This window comes from Burkholderia sp. GbtcB21 (assembly GCF_019091065.1).
Taxonomy (GTDB): domain Bacteria; phylum Pseudomonadota; class Gammaproteobacteria; order Burkholderiales; family Burkholderiaceae; genus Burkholderia; species Burkholderia pyrrocinia_C.
Genome location: NZ_JAGXKA010000005.1, coordinates 183,611 through 205,638 on the forward strand (window position 1 = coordinate 183,611; position 22,028 = coordinate 205,638).

Annotated in this window: 19 protein-coding genes; 13 read left to right on the forward strand and 6 right to left on the reverse strand. The window is 67.5% G+C overall.

All coding sequences use genetic code 11. From position 1 onward, the window contains the following. Positions 1-23: 23 nt before the first annotated feature. Genes cyoA through cyoD form a run of 4 tightly spaced genes read left to right on the forward strand, consistent with a single transcriptional unit; the run spans position 24 to position 3,862 of the window. A complete protein-coding gene (gene cyoA, locus KVT39_RS14095) occupies positions 24-911 on the forward strand; it encodes a ubiquinol oxidase subunit II (RefSeq protein ID WP_034184695.1) in 888 nt (295 codons plus the stop codon). Positions 912-914: 3 nt separating this feature from the next. Beyond that, a complete protein-coding gene (gene cyoB, locus KVT39_RS14100) occupies positions 915-2,921 on the forward strand; it encodes a cytochrome o ubiquinol oxidase subunit I (protein ID WP_034184696.1) in 2,007 nt (668 codons plus the stop codon). Then, a complete protein-coding gene (gene cyoC, locus KVT39_RS14105; protein ID WP_217589386.1) occupies positions 2,921-3,529 on the forward strand; it encodes a cytochrome o ubiquinol oxidase subunit III in 609 nt (202 codons plus the stop codon). Before cyoB ends, cyoC begins: the two co-directional genes overlap by 1 nt. Then, complete coding sequence (gene cyoD / locus KVT39_RS14110; RefSeq protein ID WP_217589387.1) at positions 3,530-3,862, forward strand: cytochrome o ubiquinol oxidase subunit IV; 333 nt, start codon at positions 3,530-3,532, stop codon at positions 3,860-3,862. 100 nt (positions 3,863-3,962) lie between these two features. Here cyoD and KVT39_RS14115 read toward each other — a convergent pair whose 3' ends face one another. Then, positions 3,963-4,259, reverse strand: coding sequence for a DUF4148 domain-containing protein (locus KVT39_RS14115; protein ID WP_217589388.1), 297 nt, complete (start codon positions 4,257-4,259; stop codon positions 3,963-3,965). 218 nt (positions 4,260-4,477) lie between these two features. Between KVT39_RS14115 and KVT39_RS14120 the strand changes: the two genes are divergently transcribed. Genes KVT39_RS14120 through KVT39_RS14130 form a run of 3 tightly spaced genes read left to right on the forward strand, consistent with a single transcriptional unit; the run spans position 4,478 to position 7,240 of the window. After that, positions 4,478-5,152, forward strand: a complete 675-nt coding sequence (locus tag KVT39_RS14120; protein WP_006483985.1) for a response regulator transcription factor — start codon at positions 4,478-4,480, stop codon at positions 5,150-5,152. A gap of 11 nt (positions 5,153-5,163) precedes the next feature. Next, positions 5,164-6,555, forward strand: a complete 1,392-nt coding sequence (locus tag KVT39_RS14125) for a HAMP domain-containing sensor histidine kinase (RefSeq protein ID WP_034184700.1) — start codon at positions 5,164-5,166, stop codon at positions 6,553-6,555. Between the two features lie 19 nt (positions 6,556-6,574). Continuing rightward, a complete protein-coding gene (locus KVT39_RS14130; RefSeq protein WP_217589389.1) occupies positions 6,575-7,240 on the forward strand; it encodes a response regulator transcription factor in 666 nt (221 codons plus the stop codon). Between the two features lie 73 nt (positions 7,241-7,313). Here KVT39_RS14130 and KVT39_RS14135 read toward each other — a convergent pair whose 3' ends face one another. From KVT39_RS14135 to KVT39_RS14150, 4 genes are all read right to left on the reverse strand, one after another. After that, positions 7,314-7,556 carry a DUF4148 domain-containing protein gene (locus KVT39_RS14135; protein ID WP_034184702.1) on the reverse strand — a complete coding sequence of 81 codons (243 nt, stop codon included), beginning with the start codon at positions 7,554-7,556 and terminating at the stop codon, positions 7,314-7,316. A gap of 110 nt (positions 7,557-7,666) precedes the next feature. Beyond that, complete coding sequence (locus KVT39_RS14140; RefSeq protein ID WP_034184703.1) at positions 7,667-9,082, reverse strand: efflux transporter outer membrane subunit; 1,416 nt, start codon at positions 9,080-9,082, stop codon at positions 7,667-7,669. Beyond that, the gene (locus KVT39_RS14145; RefSeq protein ID WP_217589390.1) at positions 9,075-10,250 is read right to left on the reverse strand and encodes an efflux RND transporter periplasmic adaptor subunit; all 1,176 of its coding nucleotides are present in this window, start codon (positions 10,248-10,250) and stop codon (positions 9,075-9,077) included. Before KVT39_RS14145 ends, KVT39_RS14140 begins: the two co-directional genes overlap by 8 nt. Then, complete coding sequence (locus KVT39_RS14150) at positions 10,240-13,458, reverse strand: efflux RND transporter permease subunit (RefSeq protein ID WP_217589391.1); 3,219 nt, start codon at positions 13,456-13,458, stop codon at positions 10,240-10,242. Before KVT39_RS14150 ends, KVT39_RS14145 begins: the two co-directional genes overlap by 11 nt. Before the next feature lie 293 nt (positions 13,459-13,751). Here KVT39_RS14150 and KVT39_RS14155 point away from each other — a divergent pair, with 293 nt between their 5' ends. The 6 genes from KVT39_RS14155 to KVT39_RS14180 all read left to right on the forward strand — a co-directional run bounded on the left by KVT39_RS14155 (position 13,752) and on the right by KVT39_RS14180 (position 20,800). Continuing rightward, positions 13,752-14,111, forward strand: a complete 360-nt coding sequence (locus tag KVT39_RS14155) for a hypothetical protein (protein ID WP_034184706.1) — start codon at positions 13,752-13,754, stop codon at positions 14,109-14,111. 141 nt (positions 14,112-14,252) lie between these two features. Continuing rightward, positions 14,253-16,136 carry an extracellular solute-binding protein gene (locus tag KVT39_RS14160; RefSeq protein ID WP_034184707.1) on the forward strand — a complete coding sequence of 628 codons (1,884 nt, stop codon included), beginning with the start codon at positions 14,253-14,255 and terminating at the stop codon, positions 16,134-16,136. Positions 16,137-16,188: 52 nt separating this feature from the next. Next, positions 16,189-17,232: a microcin C ABC transporter permease YejB gene (locus KVT39_RS14165; RefSeq protein WP_034184708.1), complete on the forward strand. Its 1,044-nt coding sequence runs from the start codon at positions 16,189-16,191 to the stop codon at positions 17,230-17,232. 48 nt (positions 17,233-17,280) lie between these two features. Further along, entirely contained in the window at positions 17,281-18,378 is a 1,098-nt protein-coding gene (locus KVT39_RS14170; RefSeq protein WP_175749911.1) for an ABC transporter permease, read from the forward strand. Further along, on the forward strand, positions 18,375-19,997 hold the full coding sequence (locus KVT39_RS14175; protein ID WP_105390440.1) for an ABC transporter ATP-binding protein: 1,623 nt from the start codon (positions 18,375-18,377) through the stop codon (positions 19,995-19,997). Before KVT39_RS14170 ends, KVT39_RS14175 begins: the two co-directional genes overlap by 4 nt. 128 nt (positions 19,998-20,125) lie before the next feature. After that, positions 20,126-20,800 carry a C40 family peptidase gene (locus KVT39_RS14180; protein ID WP_034184711.1) on the forward strand — a complete coding sequence of 225 codons (675 nt, stop codon included), beginning with the start codon at positions 20,126-20,128 and terminating at the stop codon, positions 20,798-20,800. A 156-nt stretch (positions 20,801-20,956) separates the two neighbouring features. Here the strand turns inward: KVT39_RS14180 and KVT39_RS14185 are convergent, their stop codons facing one another. Beyond that, positions 20,957-21,883 (reverse strand): patatin-like phospholipase family protein, encoded by a 927-nt coding sequence (locus KVT39_RS14185; protein ID WP_034184712.1) that lies wholly within the window; start codon positions 21,881-21,883, stop codon positions 20,957-20,959. Between the last annotated feature and the right edge of the window lie 145 nt (positions 21,884-22,028).

Below are 22,028 nucleotides of genomic sequence, written 5' to 3' on the forward strand. Positions count from 1 at the left end.
TTCAATGACCCTCGGGCTGTGTGATGAAAACAAGAGCTTCAAGAGGCTGGTCGGCGCTGATGTCAATCGGCGCGGCGCTGAGCCTGTCAGGCTGTAAGTTAGATGTACTAAATCCGAAAGGAAGCGTGGGCGCTGCCGAAAAGGCGCTGATCGCGACGTCCACCTGGGCGATGCTGATCGTCGTCGTGCCGGTGATCTTGCTTACGCTGTGGTTCGCATGGCGCTACCGCGCATCGAACCGCAACGCAACGTACGCGCCGAACTGGTCGCACTCGACCGCGATCGAAGTCGTGATCTGGACGGTGCCGACGCTGATCATCCTGTTTCTCGGCGTGCTCACGTGGAAGACCACGCACGAGCTCGACCCGTACAAGCCGCTCGAGTCGTCGGTGAAGCCGATCGACGTCGAGGTCGTCGCGCTCGACTGGAAGTGGCTGTTCATCTATCCGGAACTCGGCATCGCGTCGGTGAACCAGCTCGCGATTCCGGTGGGGACGCCGGTGAACTTCCGCATCACGTCGGATTCGGTGATGAACTCGTTCTTCATTCCGCAGCTCGGCGGCCAGGTCTACGCGATGGCCGGCATGCAGACGCGCCTGCACCTGATCGCCGACGAGCCCGGCAACTACGCAGGCACGTCCGCCAACTTCAGCGGCCGCGGGTTCTCCGACATGAAATTCCGCACGCTCGCCGAGCCGCGCGAACAGTTCGATGCATGGGTGCAGAAGGTGAAGGCATCGCCGGACCGGCTCGATGCGACCGTGTACGGCACCGTCGCGCAGCCGAGCGAGAAGGCGCCCGTGCGCTACTTCTCGTCGGTCGATCCGCGGCTCTTCCACAACATCATCGCGAAATACAACGATGGCCACGTCCTTGACCTGAAGGACGCCGCCTGCGGCACGAAGGGGTAACGCATGTTCGGCAAACTCACACTATCGGCGATCCCGTTCGATCAGCCCATCATCATGGTGGCCGGCGCCTTCATGGGGCTGGCCGTGCTGGGCATTCTCGCCGCGCTGACGATCACCGGCCGGTGGAAATGGCTGTGGACGGAATGGCTGACGACAGTCGACCACAAGAAACTCGGCGTGATGTACATCATCGTCGCGCTGATCATGCTGCTGCGCGGCTTCGCCGACGCGATCATGATGCGCATGCAGCTCGCGCTCGCGTACAACGCGCCCGGCTACCTGCCGCCGCACCACTATGACCAGATCTTCACGGCACACGGCGTGATCATGATCTTCTTCATGGCGATGGTGTTCATGGTCGGCCTGATGAACCTGATCGTGCCGCTGCAGATCGGCGCGCGCGACGTCGCATTTCCGTTCATCAACTCGCTGAGCTTCTGGATGACGGCGGTCAGCGCGATCCTGATCAACATCTCGCTCGTGATCGGCGAATTCGCGCAGACGGGCTGGCTCGCGTACCCGCCGCTGTCGGAGCTGCAGTTCAGCCCGGGGGTAGGTGTCGATTACTACCTGTGGGCGCTGCAGATCTCGGGCGTCGGCACGCTGCTGACCGGCGTGAACTTCTTCGTGACGATCATCAAGATGCGCGCGCCGGGCATGACGCTGCTGAAGATGCCGGTGTTCACGTGGACCGCGCTCTGCACCAACGTGCTGATCATGGCGTCGTTCCCGATCCTGACCGCGACGCTCGCGCTGCTCGGCCTCGACCGTTACCTCGGCATGCACTTCTTCACGAACGAAGCCGGCGGCAACGCGATGCTGTACCTGAACCTGATCTGGGCGTGGGGCCATCCGGAGGTGTACATCCTGATCCTGCCGGCGTTCGGCATCTTCTCGGAGGTCATCGCGACGTTCGCGAAGAAGCCGCTGTTCGGCTACAAGACGATGGTGTACGCGACCTGCGCGATCATGGTGCTGTCGTTCCTCGTGTGGCTGCATCACTTCTTCACGATGGGCTCGGGTGCGAACGTGAACGCGTTCTTCGGCATCATGACCATGATCATCGCGATCCCGACCGGCGTGAAGGTGTTCAACTGGCTGTTTACGATGTATCGCGGCCGGATCGAATTCACGACGCCGGTGCTGTGGACGATCGGCTTCATGGTCACGTTCACGCTCGGCGGCATGACCGGCGTGATGATGGCGATCCCCGGCGCGGACTTCGTGCTGCACAACAGCCTGTTCCTGATCGCGCACTTCCATAACGTGATCATCGGCGGCGTGCTGTTCGGCTATCTCGCGGGCTTCAACTACTGGTTCCCGAAGGCGTTCGGCTTCAAGCTGAACGAGAAGCTCGGCAAGGCCGCGTTCTGGTTCTGGCAGGTCGGCTTCTACGTCGCTTTCGTGCCGCTCTACGTGCTCGGCTTCATGGGCATGACGCGTCGCCTGAACCACTACGACAACCCGGCCTGGCATCCGTGGCTGCTGGTCGCCGCGTTCGGCGCCGTGCTGATCGCGATCGGCATTGCATGCCAGCTGCTGCAACTGGTGGTCAGCATCCGCAACCGCAACCTGCCTGAGTACCGCGACACGACGGGCGACCCGTGGGGCGGCCGCACGCTGGAGTGGGCGACCTCGTCGCCGCCGGCCGACTACAACTTCGCGGTGATCCCGCAGGTGCGCACGCTCGACGCGTACGCGGACCTGAAGGCGCGCGGCGAAGGCCGGCCGAACCCGGCGTCGATCCGCGATATCCACATGCCGTCGAATACCTGCGCGGGCCTCGTGGTCGCGATTTTCAGCCTGGTGCTCGGCTTCGCGCTGGTGTGGCACATCTGGTGGCTCGCGATCGCCGGGCTCGTCGGGATCGTCGCGACGCTGGTGATCTACAGCTCGCGCGATAACGACGGTTATTACATCCCCGCGTCGACGGTGCGGAAGATCGAAGACAAGCAGCCGACCAAGCGCGTGCCTGCGCGTGTCGACGACGTGGAACTGGAGGCCAACTGATGTTGCAGAAAACCTTGAGCGCAACCCTGCTCGAGCACGACGACCATCCGCCGTCGCATTCGGTGTTCGGTTTCTGGCTGTACCTGATGACCGACTGCGTGATCTTCGCGGCGCTGTTCGCGACGTTCGCGGTGCTCGGCCACCAGTTTGCGGGCGGGCCGACCGCGAAAGACCTGTTCGACATTCCGGGCGTTGCGGTGGAAACCGCCGCGCTGCTGCTGTCGAGCATCACGTACGGGTTCGCGATGCTCGCTGCGTACAAGCAGCGGCGCGGCGCGCTGCTCGCGTGGCTCGCGGTGACGTTCGTGCTCGGCGCGGCGTTTCTCGCGATGGAGCTGCGCGAGTTCTCGCACCTGATCGCGGAAGGCGCCGGCCCGCAGCGCAGCGCGTTCCTGTCGGCGTTCTTCACGCTGGTCGGCACGCACGGGCTGCACGTGACGGCCGGCCTGCTGTGGATGATCGTGCTCGCCGGGCAGATCGTGTTCCGCGGCGGCGACCTGACCGATCGCGACCTGCGGCGCCTGACGTGCCTGAGCCTCTTCTGGCACTTCCTCGACATCGTGTGGATCTGCGTGTTTTCCTTTGTCTATCTCGCGAGCGTGATCTAAATGGCCCATTCGCATTCGTCTCAACTCGAAGAAGGGCACGGCAGTGTCGGCGGCTACGTCGCCGGCTTCATCCTGTCGGTGCTGCTCACGGCCGCGTCGTTCGGCCTCGTGATGGGCGGCGTGCTGTCGCCGCATGCGTCGCTGATCGCGTTGGCCGTGCTGGCATTCGTGCAGATCGTCGTGCACCTCGTGTACTTCCTGCACATGAACAGCTCGTCGGGCCAGCGCTGGAACGTGATGGCATTCAGCTACACGGTGCTGACCGCGGCGATCCTGATCGTCGGCACGCTGTGGGTGATGCACAACGTCAGCATGAACATGATGTCGCGCTGAGCGGCGTCGCGGCGCAGCGGTCGATGTCCATGCGCGTTCATGAAACAAAGGCGGCACGCGAGTGCCGCCTTTTTTATTCCTGCTGCGTGGTGCGAGCCGGTCAGTGCGGGCCCGTGTCCGCCGTCAGCGCATGCGTGCAGTCCGTACGGTACTCGGCGGCGAGCCGATCCTTCGCGGCGTCGAGATCGTCGGGGTAGTAGGGGCTCGCGTGCGCCGGCTCGTAGCCGACCTGTTCGAGTTCGGTCAGCTCGCGCACGAGGTCTCCGTGCGTGACTTCGTGGCCCGTGTGAACGAACGGGTAGGCGTTGCATTCCTGCGGCGTCAGGTGCGGTGCCGCGAACGCGGCGGTGCTCGCGCATGCGAGCAGCATGCAGGCGACGGTGGTCGACAGTTTCATTCGGTGGCTCCTGTGTTCGCGGCCCGATGCCGCATGACGTCAGCGTAGGCGGAGCGCACGACCGGGTGGGCGACGCATGGATGAAACATGTTTCACGCGCGTTGGCCCCGGCGCCGGATGAAGCTATTTTCATCTGGCGCCGGACGGCGATCGCGTCGTCTACGATAGTCGCGGGCGCATGGCGTGCGCCCGTCATGAAGTTCATTGCGAGGACAGGCATGCGAGTACTGACGGTCGAGGACGATGCGGTGACCGCGAACGAAATCGTCGGCGAACTGACCGCACGCGGGTTCGAGGTCGACTGGATCGACAACGGCCGCGAAGGGATGATGCGCGCGATGAGCGCATCGTACGACGCGATCACGCTCGACCGGATGCTGCCGGGCGCAGACGGTCTCGCGATCCTGACCGCGATGCGCACGGTCGGCATCGATACGCCGGTGCTGATGCTGAGCGCGCTCGGCGATGTCGACGAGCGCATCCGCGGGCTGCGCGCGGGCGGCGACGATTACCTGACGAAGCCATTCGATTCCGGCGAACTGAGCGCACGCATCGAGGTGCTGCTGCGCCGCCGGCAGGCGTCGGGTGTGCCGCAGCAGACACTGTTGAAGGTCGGTGCGCTCGAGCTCGACCTGATTTCGCGCTGCGCGCGCCGCGGCGCCGACGAGATTCCGCTGCTGCCGACCGAGTTTCGCGTGCTCGAATTCATGATGCGCAACGCGGGCCAGACGATCACGCGCACGATGCTGTTCGAGGCCGTGTGGGGCTATCACTTCGATCCCGGCACCAACTTGATCGACGTCCACATGGGCCGACTGCGCAAGAAGATCGACCCGCCCGGCGCGAACCCGATGATCCAGACGGTGCGCGGTTCGGGCTACATGCTCGCGTAACGGAGGCACGGATGGATGCGGCCCGCGCGGCGAACTTCACACGCCGCTGGCATACGACGACGTTTCGCTGGCTGTGCGCGTATGCGGCGATCTTCTCGGTTTCGCTGCTGCTGCTCGCGGGCGTAATCAGCGTCGCCGCGACACACACGATGACGCGCGACACCGACGAGGTGCTCGCGTGGCAATTGATCTATTTCGATTCGATTCCCGATGCGCAGTTGCCGCTCGCGATCCACCGGCGACTCGAGCACGAACACTTGCATACGAGTTTCTACGGGCTGTTCGACGCGGCCGGGCGCCGCGTGGCCGGCGACATCGCGACGCTGCCCGCGCTGCGTACGGATCGCGCCGGACGCACGCTGAACCGCACGCTCGTGCTGCTCGACGGCCAGCCCGCACCGATCACGCGCGCGATGGCAGTGCGCCGCGACAACGGGATGACGCTGGTAGTCGCGCGCGACCTGTCGCATTTCATCCAGATCCGCGATGTCGCGATCCGCGGGCTCGTGATCGGCGGCGTGATGATCCTGGTCGCGGGCATCGCGGGCGGCAGCATGCTCGGCATGCGGCAGATGCGCCGCGTCGCCGCGATCCGGCGCGCCACGCGGCAGATCGCCGAGGGCGACCTCGGCAAGCGGCTGCCGGTCGGCCGCTACGACGAGCTCGACTTGCTCGCGCATCTCGTGAATCACATGCTCGACGAAGTCGAGCGACTGATGGGCGAGGTGCGTCATACCTGCGACGGCATCGCGCACGATCTGCGCACGCCGCTCGCGCGCGTGCATACGATGCTGGCGCGACTGGCCGAGCAGCCTTTTTGTGCGGACGATCCCGCGTCGGCGGCGCTGCTGGCGTCGGCGCGCGACGAGACCGACCGGCTGCTCGAGCGCTTTCGCGCGATGCTGCGCATCTCCGAGATCGGTACGCTGAGCCGGCGCGGCGGCTTTGCCGTGGTCGACGTCGCGGCATTGCTGCGCGACGTGTGCGAACTCTACGAGCCGCTCGCCGAAGCCGTCGACGTGTCGTTCGAACTCGACGCGGCACCGGTCGACGGCATTCATGGCGACCGCGCATTGCTGTTCGAGGCGTTCAGCAATCTCGCGGACAACGCCATCAAGTTCACGCCGCCGGGTGGCCGCGTGCGCGCCGTACTCCGCGCGACGCCGGGCGGCCCGCTCGTCCGGTTCGAGGACACCGGGCCCGGCATCCCGCCCGGCGAGCGCGACGCGGTGCTCGAACGCTTCTATCGCGGCGAGCATACGCGTCATGTGAAAGGCTCGGGGCTCGGGTTGAGCATCGTATCGGCGGTGATGCACGTGCACGGCTTCGCGCTGCGGATCGGCGATGCGCAGCCGGCCGGTGCGGCGATTACGGTCGAATGCTGGCCGCGCTCGCTGGCATGACGGCGCCGGGGAACGGTCGATGCGCATCCTGCTGATTGCTCAGCCGCATCCGGAGGCGGCGCGGCTCGACAAGGCATTTCGCGAGAGCACACACGGCGTCGAGCGCGTCGGGGAATGGCGCGACGGCTGCTTCGCGGCGACGCAGGACCGGTTCGATGCAATCGTGATCGTTGCGCCCGACGCGGCTGACGGCCCGGCGGTCCTCGATGCATTGCCGCGACTCGCCGGATCGGCCGCAGGCGCGACGATCGCCGCGATCGTCGCCGGTGCAACACCGACACAGCGCGCACGGATGCTGCAGGCCGGCTGCGACGTGTGCCTTGCCCATCCGTGTTCGTTCGTGGAATTGCACGAGCGTTTGCGCGCGCTGTGGCGCCGCGCAGGCGTCATCGAGATGCGCGAGTCGGTCCGGCTCGACACGGCGACGCGCGCCCTCGAAGAGGGGGGCCGGAGGCTGGCGCTCAGCGCACGGGAATTCCGTCTCGTCGAATGCCTGCTGCGCGCATCGGGGCGACCGGTCGGGCGCGATGCCGTGCTGCGTTACGCATGGGGCGATGCCGACATCGAACCCGAAACGGTCAATGCGCTGGTCGTCCGGCTGCGGCGCAAGCTGGCCGCGCACGCCTTTTCCGCGCGCATCGAAACGGTTGCGCGATTCGGGTTCAGGTTCGACTTGGGCGCATGACGGTGCGGAATCGCGCCACGTTCGTGGACGGCAGGCGTGCCGCGCGTCGCGCGGCTTGCCCGGTCGCGTGCGGTCAGTGCGAATAGAGTTCGCGATTGAGTTGCGCGAGCTGGCCGTCGCGTTCGGCATGGACGAGTTCGCGATAGACCTGCGCACGCGTCAGCGGCGTTGCCTGCGGCGTATTCCATGCAGCGTGTGGCGACGACGGTGCGGGCGTCTGCGGCGCGGTGGCCGCGTTGGGCTGCGTTGCGCCGGCCCGGCCGGGCAGCGCGACGCAGAGGGCGGAGAGGAGGATGGCGAACATCGATGTCTTCATGGCGTGGTCCTTTTCGTATGGCAGCGGCCGGTGCCGCGTGTGCGATGCCGGCCGGAAACACGTTATCGGGCGCGGACTTCCAGGCGCCCGGCGCGCCGATGAAGAAACGTTCATGAACGCGCGTCGCGCCAGCCGCCGCCGAGCGCGCGCACGAGCCCGACGGATGCCTGCAGGCGTCGCGCATCGGCATCGAGCGACGCGATCTGCGTATCGAGTTCGGTCGTCTGCGCGGTGACCACGTCGAGATAGCTGACGGCACCGTCGCGATAGCGCGACATCGCAAGCGCAAGCGAATGCCGGGCCGCGACGAGCGCCGCGTCGTCCTGGCCGGATTCGTCGCCAAGGCGGTGCAGCAGCGCGAGATCGTCCTCGACTTCACGAAACGCCTGCAGCACGATGGCCCGGTAGCGCGCGCCCTGTTCGGCAAACTGCGCACGGGCCTTGCGTACGCCGGCGGCGCGCAGGCCGCCGTCGAACAGCGTCATCGCGAGGCGCGGCCCGATCGACCAGATCTCGTTCGGTGCGGCGAGCCACGGCGAAAACGTGTCGCTCTGGAAGCCGGCGTCGAGGCCGAGCGACAGGTCCGGGAAATACGCGGCGCGCGCGACGCCGATCCGTGCGTTCGCGGCCGCGACGCGGCGTTCCGCGGCGGCAATGTCCGGGCGGCGTTCGAGCAGCGTCGACGCGAATCCGGTCGGAATCGACGGAACGCGCGGCAGCGCGGCGACGGGCGGCAGCGAGAACGTCGACGCGGATACGCCGACGAGCGCGGCGATCGCGTGCTCGTCGAGCGCACGGCGCGCGGCGATGTCGGACGCGCGCGCCTGTGCGAGCGCGAGCTGGGTTTGCGCACGCGAAACGTCGAGCCCCGATGCGAGGCCGCCGCGATGGCGGCTGACCGTCAGTTGCCACGCGCGGCGGTACGTGTCGATCGTTTGCGCGAGCGTATCCGCTTCGCGGTCGAGCCCCGCGAGTTCGAAATAGGTGCTGGCGACGGCGGCCTGCAGGCTGAGCCGGACGGAGGCGAGGTCGTCGCCGGCCGCCTGAGCGTCGTCGCGGCCGGCCGCGACCGTGTTGCGGACCTTGCCCCACAGATCGACGTCGTAGCCGAGCCCCGCTTCGAGCGTGTTCGACTCGTAGATGTCGGGCTGGCCGCTGCCTCGCAGCGGCCGGCGCGCGGATTGCCGGTCGCGGTCGGTCTCGGCATCGATTCCCAGGGTCGGCAGCAATGCCGCATGCGCCTCGTCGAACAGCGCGGTGGCTTCGTCGTGCCGCGCGACGGCGGCGGCGAGGTCGGGGTTCGCGCGCGCGACGAGCGGCTCGAGCCGGTCGAGCGTCGTGTCGCCGTATACGCGCCACCAGCCGTCGCGCGGCAGGCGGTCGGCCGGCGCGGCATCGACCCACGGGCCCGTTTCGCGAAAGGCGGCCGGAAGCGGAACGGCCGGCGCGCGATAGGCCGGCGCCAGCGAACAGCCGGCGAGCAGGGCGACGCTGCCCAGCAACCCGGCGAGCAGACGGTCAGCCATGCGCACGCTCCATCGTCGCGGCGCTCGCGATGCGCACGGGGTCGCCGTCCGCGAGCGAATCGGGCGGATTGTCGATCACGCGGTCGCGGGCTGCGAGCCCCGACGCGATCTCGACGCGCGTGCCGAGATCGGTCGCGATCGATACGTTGCGCAGCCGCGCATGCCCGCTCGCGTCGAGTACGGCGACTTGCAACCCGTCGTGGCGGAAGATCAGCGCGCTTGCGGGAATCGTCAGCGCATGCGCGGCATCGGCCACTGCGATTCGCACCTGCGCATATTCGCCCGGGAACAGCGTGCCTGCGGGGTTGGCGATCGAGAACTGCGCGAGCAGCGTGCCGGAAGCCGGATCGATCGACTGCGCGGAATCCGCGAGCGTGGCGTCGAACGTCGCGCCCGGGCGTTCGGGCACGGTCAGCGCGACGTGCATGCCCGCCCGGATCGCGCCCGCATCGTCTTGCGGCACGTGCACGTAGAGCCGCAGCCGCCGTGCGTCCGAGACGGTGAACAGTTCGGCGCCGTTGCCGCTGCCCGCGTCGATCAGTGCGCCGACATCGGTCTTGCGGGCGGTCACGACGCCGTCGAACGGCGCGGCGAGCCGCTTGAACGATTCGAGCGCCTGGAGCCGCCGCACGTTGGCGGTGCTTGCCGCGACGGCCGCGCGTTTGGCGTCGAGGTCGCTGCGTTTCTCGTCGGCCTCCTGCCGCGACACGGAATCCTGTGCGAGCATCTCGGCCCAGCGCGCGGCCGTGACGGCCGCAAGCCGCTCGTTCGCGTTCGCGCTCTGCAGGTCGGCGCGTGCCTGCTGCAGCTGCTGGTCGAGATCGGGCGTGTCGATCGACGCGAGCAACTGGCCGGCCTTGACGTGCGCGCCGATGTCGGCGTACCACGCATGCAGGTAGCCGGGCACGCGCGCGTAGATCGGTGCGTCGACATACGCATCGAGGCGGCCGGGCAGCACCAGCGCATCGGCGGCGGCCGGCTGCGGCGCGACCGTCGCGACGGTCGGGATCGCCTGCTGCGCGGTCCACGCGGCGATCGCGCGCGCGTCGTGCGCGCGTGCGACGAGGCCGGCTGCCGCGGCGGCGAGCGCGGCGATCACGCCCGCGATCGCGAGCGGCTTCAGGTAGCGCGGCGTACCGGGGGGACGGATTTCGAATTCAGTGGACATGTTGTTCTCCCGGAGTGAGGGACAGGGATTCGGAGCGGGGCGCGCGATCGCGCCGGTGGACGAGGCTGAACACGACGGGCACGAACACCAGCGTCGCGACGGTCGCGCACAGCAGGCCGCCGATGACCGCACGGCCGAGCGGGGCGTTCTGTTCCCCGCCGTCGCCGAGACCGAGGGCCATCGGCGCCATGCCGATGATCATCGCGAGCGCCGTCATCATCACGGGCCGAAAGCGCGTGAAACCGGCCTCGAGCGCGGCGACGGCCGCGTCGGCGGTGTGTGCGAGCCGTTCGCGCGCGAAGGTCACGACGAGGATGCTGTTCGCGGTCGCGACACCCATGCACAGGATCGCGCCCGTCAACGCCGGGACCGACAGCGGCGTGCGTGTGACGAACAGCATCCAGACGATGCCGGCGAGCGCCGCGGGCAGTCCGCTCACGATCACGAACGCGTCTCGCCACGAGTGGAAGTTCACGACGATCAGCAGGTAGATCAGCAGGACCGCACCGGCGAGGCCGGCGAGCAGCCCGCCGAATGCGCTGTTCATCGTCTGCACCTGGCCGCGCACGGTCACGCGCGATCCCTTCGGCAGGTCGGCGGCGCTCGCCCGCAGCACGCGGTCGATGTCCGTGCTGACCGCGCCGAGATCGCGGCCCTGCGTCGTCGCGAAAATGTCGAACAGCGGCGCGATGTCGTAGTGCGACACGACCGCGTCGGTCTGGCCGCGCACGATCGTCGCGAGGCCGCCGAGCAGTTGCGGGGCGCCCGAGCGGCCCGTGACGGGCAGTGCGCGCAGGTCCGACAGCGACGTCATCCGGTACTGCGGCGTCTGCGCGACGATCGGATAGGACACGCCGTTGTGCGGATCGAGCCAGTAGGTTGGCGACACCTGGCTCGTGCCGGACAGGCTCGCCACCACGGCGTTGGTGACATCCTGCTCGGTGATGCCGAGCTGCGCGGCGCGTGCGCGGTCGACCGATACCGTGAACTGCGGATAGGTCGACGCCTGTTGCACGCGCGCGTCGGCGACGCCCGGCACCGTCCGGATGCGCCGCAGCAGCTCGGTCGCATAGGCGCGGTTGGCGGCACGGTCGGGGCCTGTCACCTGCACGTCGATCGGCGCGGGCGCGCCGAAGTTGAGGATCTGGCTCACGATGTCGGCGGGCAGGAACGAGAACGCCACGCCCGGAAACGCGTGCGGCAGCACGGTGCGCAACTGCTTCACGTAGTTGGCCGTCGGCGCGTGGTCGCCCGCGAGCGACACGAGGATGTCGCCGTCCTGCGGACCGATCGTGCCGCTGTTGCTGTACGTGAGGTTGATCCCGCTGTTCGGCAAACCCATGTTGTCGACGATGCTCGCGAGCGCGTGCGGCGGCACGACGCCGCGCACCGTGTGCTCGACGCGGTCGAACAGCGCGGCCGTCTCCTCGATGCGCGTGCCGATCGGTGCGCGCACGTGGATCGCGATTTCGCCCGCGTCGACCGACGGGAAGAAGTTGCGGCCGAGCCACGGCACCAGCACGAACGACAGCGCGACCGCGGCGAGGAACAGCATGACGAAGCGTGCGCGATGGGCGAGTGCGAGGCCGAGCACGACACGATAGCCTGCGCGCAGTGCCGCGAAGCGGCGCTCGAACCCCTGCTGGAACGCGACGAGCGGATTGCGTGCGCGCGATGGCGGGAACGGTGCGCCGTGCGGCGCGAGCACGGCCGCCGGATGCGCGGCATGCGGCCGCAACAGGTAACGGGCCATCATCGGCACGAACGTGCGGGACAGCACGAACGACGCGATCATCGCGAAGATCACGGCCTCGGCCATCGGCACGAACAGGAAGCGGGCCACGCCGTCGAGCAGCAGCATCGGCACGAACACGATGCAGATGCACAGCAGCGACACGAAGGCCGGCGCGACGATCTGCGACGCGCCGTCGAGGATCGCGCTGCGCACGTCCTTGCCCTGTTCGAGATGCCAGTTGACGTTCTCGATCGTGACGGTCGCATCGTCGACGAGAATGCCGACAGCGAGCGCGAGCCCGCCGAGCGTCATCACGTTGAGCGTCTCGCCCGCGGCGGCGAGTGCGGCGATCGCCGCCAGCACCGCGAGCGGAATGGATGCGGCGATGATCAGCGTCGAGCGCCAGCTGCCGAGGAACAGCAGGATCATCGCGGAGGTGAGCGCGGCGGCGATCAGGCCTTCGCGCGCCACGCCGCTCACGGCGCCCTTGACGAACACGGACTGGTCGCCCATCACGACGAGCCTGAGCGACGGCGGCAGCGTCGCCTCGACGCGCGGCAACTGCGCCTTGACGCCGGCGATGATGTCGAGCGTCGACGCCGAGCCGCTTTTCAGCACGCTCATCAGCACCGCGCGGCGGCCGTCGACGCGCACGATATTGCCCTGCGGCGGAAAACCGTCGCGGACGTGCGCGACGTCGCGCATGAAGATCACTGCACCGTTCACGGTCCGGATCGGCAGCGCATTGAGCTCGTCGATCGTCAGCGGGCTGTCGTTGAGCCGGATGTTGTATTCGAAGCGGCCGATCTTCTGCGTGCCGGCCGGGATGATCTGGTTCTGCTGCGCGAGCGCGGTCGCGACGTCCTGCGCGGACAGCCCCTTCGCCTGCAGCGCCTGCGGATCGAGGTCGATCTGCACCTGGCGTATCTTGCCGCCATACGGCGACGGAATCGCGACGCCCGCGACGGACAGCAGCTGCGGCCGGATCACGTTGGTCGCGTAGTCGCCGAGCTGCTGCTCGTTGAGCGTGTCGCTCGTCAGCGCGAGCTGCAGCACGGGCACGGTCGACGCGTTGTAGTTGAGGATCTGCGGCGGCGTGGTGCCGGGCGGCATCTGCTTGAGCACGGTCTGCGAGATCGACGTGACCTGTGCCGTGGCCGTGCGGATGTCGACGCTCGGCTGGAAGAAGATCTTGACGATCCCGAAGCTGCGGAACGACTGCGACTCGATGTGCGCGACGTCGTTGACCGTGGTGCCGAGCGTGCGTTCGTAATACGTGACGATGCGCCCCGACATGTCGGCCGGCTGCAGGCCGGCGTAGTTCCACACGACGCTGATGACCGGAATCCGGATGTCGGGAAAGATGTCGGTCGGCGTGCGCAGTGCCGCGAGCGGTCCTGCGATCAGGATCAGCAGCGCGAGGACGATGAAGGTGTAGGGGCGCGCGAGCGCGAGTCGGACGAGTTTCAGCATCGGCGAGGTCTCCGCCGGCGCGGGGCGCCGGCCTGTCAGCGAGGTGCCGAAGCGTGGCGGGAACCCGGTTCGGCTCGCGCAGTGTGCGTGGCGCCGCTTAACGCCGGGCGCGGACCAGGATGAAAGATGTTTTAGGAACGGTCGCGGCGACGGCCGGCGCCGATTGTTACAAGACGTTAGCGCACGCTTCCCGTTGCGATGCCGCGCATCAGTTCTTACAAACTTGAAATATGCGGGGACGGTGCTTGCCGTTATAGTCGAATCACCACATGACACAATCAGAAGAGGAATCCATGAAGACCTTGCGTGTTGCCTCGCTCTTGACCGGTATGACGGCCTTGCTCGTGTCGGGCGCAGCAATGGCGGGCGTCAATGTCGGGATCAACGTCGGCGTGCCGGCACCGGTTTACGTCGCGCCCGCGCCCGTGTATGCGCCGCCGCCTCCGGTCATCTATCAGCCGGCGCCGGTGTATGCACCTGCGCCCGTCTATGCGCCGGCGCCGGCGATCATAATCGGCTGGCACGGCGACCGCTACTGGGACGGCCGCCGCTACTGGGGCCGCGACGAGTGGTATCGCCACCATGGCCGCGGCTGGGGCGGCGATCGCGATCGTGGTCACTGGGATCATGGCCGCCACAACGGCTGGCGCTGATCGACACGCTGCGCCCGCGTGACGCGGGCGCGGCGTCCGTTCGTGAAGAAACCGCCCGCGTGGCGGTTTTCTTTTGGCTCGAAGGATTGAATGGGTAGAATCGTCACACGTTACTACCCTCATTCGACCGACAGGGCCTCTATGACGAAGGGTTCGCCCCGGGCCGCCATCGCGCGCGTCCGCTTCGGCGCGCTGCATGCCGCACGGGCCGCCGGCCGCGTTGCCGCGGTGTTTGCGATGCAGGCGGCGTTTGCCGCGACGGCCGCGCACGCGGCCTACGCGATTGCGCAGTACGGCGAGCCGAAGTATCCGCCGGGCTTCAAGCATTTCGACTACGTCAACCCCGATGCGCCGAAGGGCGGCACGCTCGTGCTCGCGAACCCGAGCCGGCTGACGTCGTTCGACAAGTTCAATCCGTTCACGATGCGCGGCAACCCCGCGCCCGGCATCGACATGCTGTTCGAGAGCCTGGCGACGGGCAGCTCGGACGAACCGGCCTCCGCGTACGGGCTGCTTGCCGACGATATCGACATCGCGCCCGACCGCCGCTCCGTCACGTTCCACCTGAATCCTCGCGCGCGCTTCTCGAACGGCGACGCCGTCACGGCCGACGACGTCAAGTTTTCGTTCGACACGCTGAAGAGCAAGCTGGCCGCGCCGCAGTTCGGCGCGTATTTCGCTGAGATCGCGAAGGCCGTGGTCGTCGACCCGGCCACCGTGCGCTTCGAGTTCCGCAGCGCGAATCGCGAGCTGCCGCTGATCGCCGGCGGCGTGCCGGTGTTCTCGCGCAAGTGGGGATTGCGCGCGGACGGCTCGCGCATCCCGTTCGACCATCTCGCGTTCGAGCAGCCGATCGGCAGCGGCCCGTACCTGATCGAGCGCTACGACAACGGCCGCACGATCACCTACCGGCGCAACCCCGCGTACTGGGGCGCCGACCTGCCGGTGCGGGTCGGCACCCACAACTTCGAGCGGATCGTCTACAAGCTGTACGGCGACGGCGTCGCGAGGCTCGAGGCGTTCAAGGCCGGCGAATACGATGTGCTCGTCGAGTACATCGCGCGCAACTGGGCGCGACGCGACGTCGGCAAGCGTTTCGACAGCGGCGAGCTCGTCAAGCGCGAATTCCGCCAGCACAACGGCGCGGGCATGCAGGGCTTCTTCATGAATTTGCGCCGGCCGCTGTTCCGCGACGTGCGCGTGCGCCAGGCGCTCGATCTCGCATTCGACTTCGAATGGCTGAACCGGCAACTGTTCTACAGCGCCTACACGCGTCTCGACAGCTATTTCGCCGACACCGACCTGCAGGCGACCGGCACGCCGGGCGCAGGCGAGCTGAAGCTGCTGGAGCCGCTGCGCGCGCAGCTCGACCCGGCAGTGTTCGGCCCGATGGTCACGCAGCCGGACACGAACCCGCCGGGCTCGCTGCGCGCGAACCTGCTGAAGGCGCGCGCGCTGCTCGCGCAGGCCGGCTGGACCTATCGCGACGGCGCACTGCGCAATGAGAAGGGCGAGCCGTTCACGTTCGAGATCCTCGACGATGCGGGCGGCGCGATGGAAGGTGTCGTGACCGCCTACCGGCGCAATCTGGCAAAGCTCGGCATCGACGCACGCTTTCGCACGGCCGACTACGCGCTGCTGCAAAAGCGCCTCGACGCGTTCGACTACGACATGACGACGGTCCGCCTGCCGGGCGTGCAGGTGCCGGGCGCCGAGCAGTTCTCGCGCTACGGCAGCAAGTTCGCCGACGAACCGGGCTCCGACAACATCATCGGGCTGAAGTCGCCGGCCGTCGACGCGCTGCTGCATGCGCTCGGCACCGCGCAGTCGCGCGACGAACTGCTCGACGCGACGCACGCGCTCGACCGCGTGCTGATGCACGGCTACTACGCGGTCCCGCAGTGGTACAGCACGACGCATCGGATCGCGTACAAGCGCACGCTCGCCTATCCGCAGACGCTGCCGCTGTACTATTCGGCCGAGGGCTGGGTCGTGTCGACCTGGTGGGCGAAGCCCGCTCACTGACCCGCGCCGGCCCTTCGTCCAACCCAGCCTACCGATCACGAGTCGACGCCCTATGTGGAGCTACATCCTCAAACGCCTGCTGCTGATGATCCCGACGCTCGTCGGCGTGCTGACCCTCACGTTCGCGGTGACCCAGTTCGTGCCGGGCGGCCCGGTCGAGCAGGCCGTGCAGGAGTTGCGCAAGGGCGCGACGGAGCAGGGCGCGGTGCCGTTCGGGATGCGTGCGCACACCGGCGTCGACGCGCAGCAGCTCGCGCAGCTCAAGGCGCTGTACGGTTTCGACAAGCCGCCGCTCGAGCGCTACTGGCTGATGCTGAAGCGCTTCGCGCGCTTCGATCTCGGCGACAGCTACTTCCGCCACCAGAGCGTGTGGTCGCTGATCGTGCAGAAGCTGCCCGTGTCGATCAGTATCGGGCTGTGGACGTTTTTCCTCACGTATCTCATATCGGTGCCGCTCGGCATCGCGAAGGCCGTGCGCAACGGTTCGCCGTTCGACGTCGCGACGAGCCTCGTCGTGCTCGTCGGCTATGCGATCCCGGGCTTCGTGCTCGGCGTGCTGCTGCTCGTGCTGTTCGGCGGCGGCTCGTTCTGGCAGCTCTTTCCGCTGCGTGGCCTCACGTCGGACAATTTCGCCGAGCTGTCGCTCGTCGGCAAGGTGCTCGACTACCTGTGGCACATCGCGCTGCCGATCACGGCGTCGGTCGTCGGCAGCTTCGCGGTCATCACGATGCTCACGAAGAATGCGTTCCTCGACCAGATCCGCCGGCAATACGTGCTGACCGCGCGCGCGAAGGGGCTCTCCGAGCGCAGCGTGCTGTGGAAGCACGTGTTCCGCAATGCGATGCTGCCGCTGATCGTCGGTTTCCCGGCCGCGTTCATCGGCGCGTTCTTCACCGGCAGCCTGCTGATCGAGACGCTGTTCTCGCTCGACGGCCTCGGGCTGCTGTCGTACGAGTCGGTGGTGCGCCGCGATTACCCGGTCGTGCTCGGCACGCTGTACCTGTTCACGCTGATCGGGCTCGCGACCAAGCTGATTTCCGACCTTTGTTATGTGTGGGTCGATCCACGCATTCAATTCGACAACCTGGAGCGCTGACATGAAACCGTCCGTCTGCATGCCCGGCGTCACCGGGCGAGGTGCGCGATGAACCGGGCCGTCGTGTCGTCCCGCATCGACGTGGCGCGCGCGCGCGTGTCGCCGTCTCCCGCGCGTCGCGTATGGCAGCGCTTCCGGCAGCAGCGCCTCGGCTACTGGAGCTTCGTGATCTTCGTCGTCGCGTTCGCCGCGAGCCTTGCGGCGCCGCTTTGGTCGAACGACAAGCCGCTCGTCGTGCGCTACGACGGCCAATACTATTTCCCGCTGTTCCATGCGTACCCGGAGACGACCTTCGGCGGCGATTTCCCGGCGCCGGCCGACTATCTCGATCCGTATGTGCGCAAGCGGCTCGAGGCGCCCGGCAACTTCGTCGTCTACCCGCCGAACCGCTATTACTACGACACGCTGAACTACTTCTCGAACGTGCCGAACCCGGCGCCGCCGTCGCGCCAGAACTGGCTCGGCACCGACGCGCAGGGGCGCGACCTGCTCGCGCGGCTCGTGTACGGGTTCCGCGTGTCGGTCGAGTTCGGGCTGATCCTGACCGTGATCGGCACGCTGCTCGGGATCGCCGCCGGCGCCGTGCAGGGCTTCTTCGGCGGACGCATCGACATCGTCGGGCAGCGGCTGATCGAGATCTGGAGTTCGCTGCCCGAGCTGTACCTGCTGATCATTTTCGCGTCGATCTTCGAGCCGAGCTTCCTGCTGCTGATCGTGCTGCTGTCGCTGTTCGGCTGGATCGGGCTGGCCGACTACGTGCGCGCGGAATTCCTGCGCAACCGCACGCAGGACTACGTGCGCGCGGCGCGCGCGATGGGGCTCACGAACTGGCAGATCATCTGGCGCCACGTGCTGCCGAACAGTCTCACGCCGGTGATCACGTTCCTGCCGTTCCGGATGAGCGGGGCGATCCTCGCGCTGACGAGCCTCGATTTCCTCGGGCTCGGCGTGCCGCCGCCGACGCCGAGCCTCGGCGAGCTGCTCGCGCAGGGCAAGGGCAACCTCGACGCATGGTGGATCTCGCTGTCGACGTTCGGCGTGCTGGTCGCGACGCTGCTGCTGCTGACCTTCATGGGCGACGCGCTGCGCAATGCGCTCGACACGCGGATCGCCGATTCGATACGCGCGGCGGGAGGCCAGCGATGAGCGAAACGGTCGTATCGAAGCACGACGAGCCGCTGCTGTCGCTCGAACGTCTGCATGTGCGCTTCGGCGACACGGTCGCGGTGGACGACGTGACGCTCGCGATCGGCCGCGGCGAGCGCGTCGCGCTGGTCGGCGAGTCGGGGTCGGGCAAGAGCGTGACCGCGCTGTCGATCCTGCGGCTGCTGAGCGACGCCGACGTGAGCGGCGCGATCCGCTTCGCGGGGCAGGATCTTGCGGCCAAGAGCGAGCGCGAGATGCGCGGGCTGCGCGGCTCGGACATCGCGATGATCTTCCAGGAGCCGATGACGGCGCTCAATCCGCTGTATACGATCGGCGTGCAGATCGGCGAGACAATCGTGCTGCACGACGGCGTATCGGCCGTCGAGGCGCGCAAGCGCGCGATCGCGCTGCTCGCGCGCACGGGCATCGCGGAACCCGACAAGCGCGTCGACAGCTACCCGCACCAGTTGTCGGGCGGGCAGCGGCAGCGCGCGATGATCGCAATGGCGCTCGCGTGCCGGCCGCGGTTGTTGCTCGCCGACGAGCCGACCACCGCGCTCGATGTGACGATCCGCGCGCAGATCGTCGACCTGCTGCTGGAACTGCAGCGCGAGGAAGCGGAAAAGCGCGGGATGGCGATCCTGCTGATCACGCACGACCTGAATCTGGTGCGGCACTTCGCCGACCGCGTCGCGGTAATGGAGCAGGGCCGGCTCGTCGAGAGCGGGCCGGTCGAGCGGATCTTCGCGGAACCCGAGCATCCGTATACGCAGCGGCTGCTGAACAGCCGGCCGCAACGCACGGTCGCGCCGGTGATGCCGATCGCGCCCGTCGTGCTCGACGCGCGCCATGTGAGCGTGCAGTTCGCACGCAAGCGGCCGGGTTTCGCGGGCTGGTTCGGCACGGTGCCCGTGACGGCCGTCGCGGACGTGTCGGTGTCGGTGCGACAGGGCGAAACGCTCGGCATCGTCGGCGAATCGGGGTCCGGGAAATCGACGCTCGCGATGGCGTTGCTCGGGCTGCAGAAGACGGCCGGCGGCGAGATCGAATTCCAGGGGCGCGCGCTGTCGACCTATCGCGGCCGCGAACAGACCGCGCTGCGCTCGAACATGCAGGTCGTCTTTCAGGATCCGTTCAGTTCGCTTTCGCCGCGTCACACGATCGAACGGATCGTCGGCGAGGGGCTCGAGCTGCATCGCCCGGAAATGACGCCCGATGCGCGCCGCGCGAAGTCGCTCGCGGTGCTGCGCGAAGTCGGCCTCGACCGCACGGTATTGCACCGCTATCCGCACGAATTCTCGGGCGGGCAGCGCCAGCGGATCGCGATCGCGCGCGCGCTGGTGCTGGAGCCGCGCATCCTGATCCTCGACGAGCCGACTTCCGCGCTCGACGTGTCGATCCAGCAGCAGGTGCTGAAACTGCTCGCGAATTTGCAACAGAAATACAACCTCGGCTATGTATTCATCAGCCACGATCTGGAGGTGATCGGCGCGATGGCGCACCGCGTCGCGGTGATGCAGGACGGCGCCGTCGTCGAGTCGGGAGACGTGGCCGACATCTTCACCAGACCGTCACATCCTTACACACAAAAGCTGTTGAAAGCGGTCTGGAAAGCGTGATAGGCGTCCAATGGTCTGATCATCTCGATTGTATTTTTTAATTTGTTTTGACAAACGATTACGCGCTGGCTAGTATCGACCGAAATTTTCCGCCAATCAGCTGATTTTTAAGCATATTCCATCGACCAATGCAGCATCGATCCCTGACCCAGGCATGCGCGCGCACCATCGCCGGGCTGTTCATCGGCGCCCTGTTCGCAGCAGCTCCCGGCGCGTTCGCCGACGAAGTCAGCAGTTTTAACCAGAATGTCACGAATTCGACTCAAATCGGGTCGGGTTCCTCCGTCCAGCAGACCAGTGCCCAGCCGTCGGGCGGCGGCGCGAAGTCGTTCCTCGCCGGCATGGCGGGCAAGGCAGGCGACGTCGTCGTCGGCGCGCTGAACATGATCGGCGTGCGTTATCGCTGGGGCGGCAACTCGCCGGATTCGGGCCTCGACTGCAGCGGCTTCGTCCGCTACGTGTTCCAGGACACGCTCGGCATGTCGCTGCCGCGTCGCGCGGAAGAGATGAGCCGGGTCGGCGAGAAGGTGAGCATGAGTAACCTCAAGCCGGGCGACCTCGTGTTCTTCAACACGATGCGCCGCACGTTCTCGCACGTCGGCATCTATATCGGCGACAACAAGTTCGTGCATTCGCCGTCGACGGGCAGCACCGTTCGCGTCGACGATCTCGACAGCGGCTATTGGGAAAAGCGTTTTACCGGCGCGCGCCGGCTCGAGTCGGAGTTCCCGATGAAGGCCGAGGATCTGCGTCAGCGCGTGCGCGCGACGATCGGCGACGATTCGGCGAGCGGCAACAACTGACGTTCGCCGGTCAGCCGGACCGGATCGAAAAAACCCTGTCACCGAAAGGCGGCAGGGTTTTTTGTTTTGGGGCCGGCGCAGGCAGCGACGCGGAAGTCGTTCCGCAGGTCGCGGGGCGGCGGCGCGCGCCGTCCCGTCCCGCGACCGGCGTGCTTCTTACGCGGCGGCTACGCCGCGCGCCGCCGCGAGCTTGCGCTGCAGTTCCGGCATGATGCGCGCGACCGCTTCCTCGCCTGCGAGAATCGCCGCGTTGCGCTGGTTGAAGTCGCTGCCGCCCATGGCCGCAAGGTTCGGGCGGATCACGACGTCCGCGTATTTGTCGAGCTCGTAGGTCTTGATCGTCTGGCCCATGATCGTGAAGGTCTGCAGCAGCATCTCGATCGGGTTGCTGGTCGCCGCGCCGTCCGGCCGGGACGAGATGTCGACCGCGATCACGAAGCTCGCGCCCATCTTGCGCGCGTACGACGCGGGCACCGGGCTCACGAGGCCGCCGTCGACGTATTCGCGGTTGCCGATCTTCACCGGTTCGAACACCGACGGCACGCTGCACGACGCACGCACCGCGAGCCCCGTGTTGCCTTGCTGGAACAGGATCGGCTGGCCGCTCTGCAGATCCGTCGCGACGATGCCGAGCGGCTTCGCCATCTTCTCGATCGGCCGGTTGTTGAGCGACTTGTTCAGGAAGTTCTGCAGTGCGACACCCTGCAGGAGGCCGCGCGAGCGGAACGGCAGCGCCCAGTCGCTGATCGCCGCCTGGTCCATGTCGAGCGCGATCTTGTTGATCTGCAGCGCGCTCATGCCCGACGCATAGAGTGCGCCGACCACCGAGCCCGCGCTCGTGCCCGCGACGATCTCGATCGGGATGCCGCGCGCCTCGAGCGCCTTCAGCACGCCGATGTGCGAGAAGCCGCGCGCGGCGCCGCCGCCGAGCGCGATGCCGATCTTCACGGGCTTCTCGTTCGGCTGCGCGGGGTTGGAGGCGTTGTCGGGACGGGATTTGCCGCCGAACGACGTACACGCGGCGAGGCTGGCGGACGCGCACGCGATCGTGAAATGGCGGCGCGACAGGCGAGGGGACGACATCGAATGGTTCTCCGGCGGCTTGGCGGCGGGTTACACGGCCCGCGGCGGCGATAGGTTCCGAGCGGCCGCGCGGCAGGTTCCGTGCGACCGGCGCCGCGCCGGCTGGCGGCCGCGGCGCGCACATCATAAAGCAAGCGGTGCGCTT